This is a genomic window from Shigella sp. FC1544 (assembly GCF_001722145.1).
GTDB lineage: Bacteria > Pseudomonadota > Gammaproteobacteria > Enterobacterales > Enterobacteriaceae > Escherichia > Escherichia coli.
In genome coordinates this window covers 1-6,504 of the sequence record NZ_MECT01000114.1, presented here as the reverse complement: position 1 = coordinate 6,504, position 6,504 = coordinate 1, and the positions used below count along the sequence as shown (strand labels likewise).

The window sequence follows — 6,504 nt, the reverse complement described above, 5'->3', positions numbered from 1 at the left end:
CTGTATGAATCCCGCCTGAAGGGAAAGCTGCACGTAATCAGCAAGCGATATACGCAGCGAATTGAGCGGCATAACCTGAATCTGAGGCAGCACCTGGCACGGCTGGGACGGAAGTCGCTGTCGTTCTCAAAATCGGTGGAGCTGCATGACAAAGTCATCGGGCATTATCTGAACATAAAACACTATCAATAAGTTGGAGTCATTACCTACCGCTATTTCTTTAATCAGCGAAGATCCCCTCGCTGATTAAAATATTTAGAGAAAGACAGGGAAGGCGGAATGATGGCACTGATATGACAAAGTGAATTCCGTATTCAAACATAAGGAACCCGCAAAAAGGCTACAGTTGCCTACTGGCTGACCAAAGGGGATCGCGTGGGTATAGCCTTCCTGCTGGCATGCGCGATCGGCGATCCCGCGACTGACATAACGATCGGTATGGGCATGCTGCAAAAAAGCCTGGTCATAAACCAACCGTACAATACCTGTTGCCGCGTCAACTTCGCTCACATGGGCCTGGCGAGTAACCGTACACCCCGCCAGCGTTATTAATGAAAGAGTCAGAATCAGAAGTCTCATGGTCCAGCCAGAAGAGTAAAAGAAAGCACTATTTTACGCGTTACAGCGCTGCGACAATGACCGGAAAAGACGCCTGGCAGGCGCTATTTCTTGCCATCTGTAGGTGTCAGAAATGGGGGGGCTGTTTTTTGATTATCATTTTTATAACATTAAGGGGGTATTTGTGTGATTTTCATCACATAAAGATTGATTTTTGTGATGGTTGTCATATTATAAGCGCAAAGAAAATAACACATGTATAACAAATGGTCGGAGTGCCGCGATGAAACTGCGCAAGATCCTGAAAAGTATGTTCAATAACTATTGCAAGACGTTCAAAGACGTACCGCCAGGCAATATGTTCCGATAACAAAAAACCTGCTCCGGCAGGTTTTTTTGTGTCCTGATGACGGTGGATGTGACTATCGCTGAAGATGTGAAGCCGCTACTATAACGGCTTTCAAAATGCTATCAGGAGTTTACGATGTCCCAGCCGCTGAATGCCGATCAGGAACTGGTTTCTGATGTGGTTGCTTGCCAGTTGGTTATCAAACAAATTCTGGATGTTCTCGATGTAATCGCGCCCGTTGAAGTTCGTGAAAAAATGTCCAGTCAGCTGAAGAATATCGACTTTAGTAACCATCCCGCCGCCGCAGACCCGGTCACCATGCGGGCAATCCAAAAAGCCATCGCGCTGATTGAACTCAAGTTTACCCCACAAGGCGAATCCCATTAAAAAACCGCTGCTTCAAAAAGATGAGGCAGCGGTTTCTCAAAAACTTCATCGGCGCAATGCATTAGCGCGATGTATGATCAATGCAGCTGATGCGACACGACATTCAGAACATGTTGGTCGGTCTGCACTGGGCACATACCAGCAAGTTTCGCACTGCGCACTTCATCAAGAATGGTTTGCAGCAACAGACCATCATGCTGCTGTTCTTTTTCCAGATCGCGCAGGAAATTGACGGTTGAATCATCATTCAGTTCTTTCGCTTCATCGGCTAACTGTGCCAACGTACTAGAACGTTGCTCGTATTCTTCCATCGTTTTTTGGAACAGTTCTTCCAGAGAGTTCAGTTTTTCACCGGGAACATCAATGGCTTTAACGATGGGGGTAGCGCCGACACTCTTCATAAAGTTAAACATGCGCATCATTTGGGTCACATTACTCTGTGCCTGGGCGCGAAGGAAAGTGGCGGTGCCGTTCAGACTCTGTTCAGAACACCAGTTACTCAGGTGAAGGTAGAGATTGGATGCGTAAAACTCGCGGTTCATTTGAGAGTTGAGTTTGAGAAGCATTCCAGCGGTTGCCATACCTAATATCCTTATATCCAGAAGTGGAGAGGTGCAAGATAAATCAAAACACCATAATTACTGTTTGCAGAATAATTCCTTTCTGCCGGTCCGAAATGTGATCGTGGAGTCAATTCTGACGATGATCTGAAATAAGAATAACGTCTGAACGGGTATAAGAAAATGCTTAAATCATCAAGTTTATATATTTTTACATTTCATTGATGAAATGATGATTTTATAAAACGTTTTTTCATTTTTGCGAGATGGCTCTCATTATACGTGTTCTGTTAATTAATGAGCACAGTGATAATTAATGGCGAAATGAATGACGTGCATTTTCCACATCTTTGAGTTGCGGTTATTACACCATTTCAAAAACTCAACGCCAGGTAATGCGGCCTATTGACTGGTTAAAAAGAAGACATCCCGCATGGGTACCAAAGACAACAAGGATTTCCAAGCTAATCTTATGGATTAATCTGCTGTGCATTCGACAATTTGTCTGACAAATTGGCTTCCCCTTATGTCTTTTCCCGCTAAATTTATGCACGTTCTCACTGTAATTCTGCGATGTGATATTGCTCTCCTATGGAGAATTAATTTCTCGCTAAAACTATGTCAACACGGTCACTTATCTTTTAGTTAAAAGGTAATGCTTTGTTTTCCGATTAATTTAACGAATGTCATTCGATTTTGCCCTACACAAAACGACACTAAAGCTGGAGAGAACCATGCACAAATTTACTAAAGCCCTGGCAGCCATTGGTCTGGCAGCCGTTATGTCACAATCCGCTATGGCGGAGAACCTGAAGCTCGGTTTTCTGGTGAAGCAACCGGAAGAGCCGTGGTTCCAGACCGAATGGAAGTTTGCCGATAAAGCCGGGAAGGATTTAGGGTTTGAGGTTATTAAGATTGCCGTGCCGGATGGCGAAAAAACATTGAACGCGATCGACAGCCTGGCTGCCAGTGGCGCAAAAGGTTTCGTTATTTGTACTCCGGACCCCAAACTCGGCTCTGCCATCGTCGCGAAAGCGCGTGGCTACGATATGAAAGTCATTGCCGTGGATGATCAGTTTGTTAACGCCAAAGGTAAGCCAATGGATACCGTTCCGCTGGTGATGATGGCGGCGACTAAAATTGGCGAACGTCAGGGTCAGGAACTGTATAAAGAGATGCAGAAACGTGGCTGGGATGTCAAAGAAAGCGCGGTGATGGTGATTACCGCCAACGAACTGGATACCGCCCGCCGGCGTACTACGGGATCTATGGATGCGCTGAAAGCGGCCGGATTCCCGGAAAAACAAATTTATCAGGTACCTACCAAATCTAACGACATCCCGGGGGCATTTGACGCTGCCAACTCAATGCTGGTTCAACATCCTGAAGTTAAACATTGGCTGATCGTCGGTATGAACGACAGCACCGTGCTGGGCGGCGTACGCGCGACGGAAGGTCAGGGCTTTAAAGCTGCCGATATTATCGGCATTGGCATTAACGGTGTGGATGCGGTGAGCGAACTGTCTAAAGTACAGGCAACCGGCTTCTACGGTTCCCTGCTGCCAAGCCCGGACGTACATGGCTATAAATCCAGCGAAATGCTTTACAACTGGGTAGCAAAAGACGTTGAACCGCCAAAATTTACCGAAGTTACCGACGTGGTGCTGATCACGCGTGACAACTTTAAAGAAGAACTGGAGAAAAAAGGTTTAGGCGGTAAGTAATTTGCCGGAAAAATTCCCCTCTGCATGATGCAGAGGGGGTGTGAACGACCAGTGATTCACGGAGACGTTATGCAACAGTCTACCCCGTATCTCTCATTTCGCGGCATCGGTAAAACGTTTCCCGGCGTTAAGGCGCTGACGGATATTAGTTTTGACTGCTATGCCGGTCAGGTTCATGCGTTGATGGGTGAAAATGGCGCAGGAAAATCAACTCTCTTAAAAAATCCTCAGCGGCAACTATGCGCCAACCACGGGTTCTGTAGTGATTAATGGGCAGGAAATGTCCTTTTCCGACACGACCGCAGCACTTAACGCGGGTGTGGCGATTATTTACCAGGAACTGCATCTCGTGCCGGAAATGACCGTCGCGGAAAACATCTATCTCGGCCAGCTGCCGCATAAAGGCGGCATTGTGAATCGCTCATTGCTGAATTATGAGGCGGGTTTACAACTTAAACATCTTGGTATGGATATTGACCCGGACACGCCGCTGAAATATCTCTCCATTGGTCAGTGGCAGATGGTTGAAATCGCCAAGGCGCTGGCGCGTAACGCTAAAATTATCGCCTTTGATGAGCCAACCAGCTCCCTTTCTGCCCGCGAAATCGACAATCTTTCCCGCGTTATTCGTGAACTGCGAAAAGAGGGGCGGGTGATCTTATACGTTTCTCACCGTATGGAAGAAATATTTGCCCTCAGCGATGCCATCACTGTCTTTAAAGATGGACGTTATGTCAAAACCTTTACCGATATGCAGCAGGTTGACCACGACGCGCTGGTGCAGGCGATGGTCGGGCGCGACATTGGCGATATCTACGGCTGGCAACCTCGTAGTTATGGCGAGGAGCGCCTGCGTCTTGATGCTGTGAAAGCACCAGGCGTGCGTACGCCAATAAGTCTGGCGGTTCGCAGTGGTGAAATTGTTGGGCTGTTTGGTCTGGTAGGGGCGGGGCGTAGCGAATTAATGAAAGGCTTGTTTGGCGGGACGCAAATCACCGCCGGTCAGGTTTATATCGACCAACAGCCGATCGATATTCGTAAACCGAGCCACGCCATTGCCGCAGGCATGATGCTCTGCCCGGAAGATCGCAAAGCGGAAGGCATTATTCCCGTGCACTCCGTTCGCGACAATATCAACATCAGTGCCAGACGCAAACATGTGCTCGGCGGTTGTGTAATCAACAACGGTTGGGAAGAAAACAATGCCGATCAGCACATTCGTTCGCTCAACATCAAAACGCCGGGCGCTGAGCAACTGATCATGAATCTCTCAGGCGGAAATCAGCAAAAAGCCATTCTGGGCCGCTGGTTATCGGAAGAGATGAAGGTCATTTTGCTGGATGAACCTACGCGCGGCATTGATGTTGGTGCTAAGCACGAAATATATAACGTAATTTATGCGCTGGCGGCGCAGGGTGTGGCGGTGCTGTTTGCCTCCAGCGACTTACCTGAAGTCCTCGGCGTTGCCGACCGGATTGTGGTGATGCGGGAAGGTGAAATCGCCGGTGAATTGTTACACGAGCAGGCAGATGAGCGTCAGGCACTGAGCCTTGCGATGCCTAAAGTCAGCCAGGCAGTTGCCTGAGTAAGGAGAGTATGATGTCTTCTGTTTCTACATCGGGTTCTGGCGCACCTAAGTCGTCATTCAGCTTCGGGCGTATCTGGGATCAGTACGGCATGCTGGTGGTGTTTGCGGTGCTCTTTATCGCCTGTGCCATTTTTGTCCCAAATTTTGCCACCTTCATTAATATGAAAGGGTTGGGCCTGGCAATTTCCATGTCGGGGATGGTGGCGTGTGGCATGTTGTTCTGCCTTGCTTCCGGTGACTTTGACCTTTCTGTCGCCTCCGTAATTGCCTGTGCGGGTGTCACCACGGCGGTGGTTATCAACCTGACTGAAAGCCTGTGGATTGGCGTGGCAGCGGGGTTGCTGCTTGGCATTCTCTGTGGCCTGGTCAATGGCTTTGTTATCGCCAAACTGAAAATAAATGCTCTGATCACAACACTGGCAACGATGCAGATTGTTCGAGGTCTGGCATACATCATTTCAGACGGTAAAGCGGTCGGTATCGAAGATGAAAGCTTCTTTGCCCTTGGTTACGCTAACTGGTTCGGTCTGCCTGCGCCAATCTGGCTCACCGTCGCGTGTCTGATTATCTTTGGTTTGTTGCTGAATAAAACCACCTTTGGTCGTAACACCCTGGCGATTGGCGGGAACGAAGAGGCTGCGCGTCTGGCGGGTGTACCGGTTGTTCGCACCAAAATTATTATCTTTGTTCTCTCTGGCCTGGTATCTGCGATAGCCGGAATTATTCTGGCTTCACGTATGACCAGTGGGCAGCCAATGACGTCGATTGGTTACGAGCTGATTGTTATCTCCGCCTGCGTTTTAGGTGGCGTTTCTCTGAAAGGAGGCATCGGAAAAATCTCATATGTGGTGGCGGGTATCTTAATTTTAGGCACCGTGGAAAACGCCATGAACCTGCTTAATATTTCTCCTTTCGCGCAGTACGTGATTTGCGGCTTAATCCTGCTGGCAGCGGTGATCTTCGACCGTTACAAGCAAAAAGCGAAACGCACTGTCTGATGCTTTTTTCTGCAACAATTTAGCGTTTTTTCCCACCACAGCCAACCGCCATAACGGTTGGCTGTTCTTCGTTGCAAATGGCGACCCCTGAGGTGTACTGGCAATAGCGGACACTACCATTTGTTCTTTTTTTAAGCAGCCATCTGATGATATTTTTCCCTGAAGGCTGCCGGGGAGATATTCCCCAGACGAGAGTGACGACGCTGACGATTGTAGAAAATCTCAATGTATTCCCGTATTACTGAGATGGCTTCATCCCGGTTATTAAAACGATAGTGGCTCAGGCTCTCATTTTTCAGCGTTCCCCAGAAGCTTTCCATCGGAGCGTTGTCGTAACAGT

8 protein-coding genes and 1 pseudogene are annotated in these 6,504 nt (G+C 48.2%); 6 read left to right on the top strand and 3 right to left on the bottom strand.

What is annotated here, in order from left to right:
* A partial coding sequence (locus BGK49_RS25875) for an IS1 family transposase (protein WP_000718190.1) occupies positions 1-192 on the top strand: 192 nt, incomplete at its 5' end.
* A 63-nt stretch (positions 193-255) separates the two neighbouring features.
* On the opposite strand, the gene BGK49_RS08235 is transcribed toward BGK49_RS25875, so the two are convergent.
* Positions 256-579 (bottom strand): YecR-like family lipoprotein, encoded by a 324-nt coding sequence (locus tag BGK49_RS08235; protein WP_001237866.1) that lies wholly within the window; start codon positions 577-579, stop codon positions 256-258.
* Between the two features lie 262 nt (positions 580-841).
* Here BGK49_RS08235 and azuC point away from each other — a divergent pair, with 262 nt between their 5' ends.
* Positions 842-928 (top strand): stress response protein AzuC, encoded by an 87-nt coding sequence (gene azuC / locus BGK49_RS25865; RefSeq protein ID WP_010723106.1) that lies wholly within the window; start codon positions 842-844, stop codon positions 926-928.
* Between the two features lie 114 nt (positions 929-1,042).
* Positions 1,043-1,294 (top strand): DUF2766 family protein YecJ, encoded by a 252-nt coding sequence (gene yecJ / locus BGK49_RS08225; RefSeq protein ID WP_000082117.1) that lies wholly within the window; start codon positions 1,043-1,045, stop codon positions 1,292-1,294.
* A gap of 77 nt (positions 1,295-1,371) precedes the next feature.
* On the opposite strand, the gene BGK49_RS08220 is transcribed toward yecJ, so the two are convergent.
* Positions 1,372-1,875: a non-heme ferritin-like protein gene (locus tag BGK49_RS08220; RefSeq protein WP_000179469.1), complete on the bottom strand. Its 504-nt coding sequence runs from the start codon at positions 1,873-1,875 to the stop codon at positions 1,372-1,374.
* 713 nt (positions 1,876-2,588) lie between these two features.
* Between BGK49_RS08220 and araF the strand changes: the two genes are divergently transcribed.
* The 3 genes and pseudogenes from araF to araH all read left to right on the top strand — a co-directional run bounded on the left by araF (position 2,589) and on the right by araH (position 6,164).
* Positions 2,589-3,578, top strand: coding sequence for an arabinose ABC transporter substrate-binding protein AraF (gene araF, locus BGK49_RS08215; protein ID WP_005026642.1), 990 nt, complete (start codon positions 2,589-2,591; stop codon positions 3,576-3,578).
* 69 nt (positions 3,579-3,647) lie between these two features.
* A pseudogene (gene araG, locus BGK49_RS08210) lies at positions 3,648-5,163 on the top strand (arabinose ABC transporter ATP-binding protein AraG).
* Between the two features lie 14 nt (positions 5,164-5,177).
* The gene (gene araH / locus BGK49_RS08205; protein WP_000100200.1) at positions 5,178-6,164 is read left to right on the top strand and encodes an arabinose ABC transporter permease AraH; all 987 of its coding nucleotides are present in this window, start codon (positions 5,178-5,180) and stop codon (positions 6,162-6,164) included.
* Between the two features lie 131 nt (positions 6,165-6,295).
* Here the strand turns inward: araH and BGK49_RS08200 are convergent.
* Positions 6,296-6,504 (bottom strand): IS3 family transposase (locus BGK49_RS08200; protein WP_001073957.1); only part of this gene is annotated, 209 nt, incomplete at its 5' end.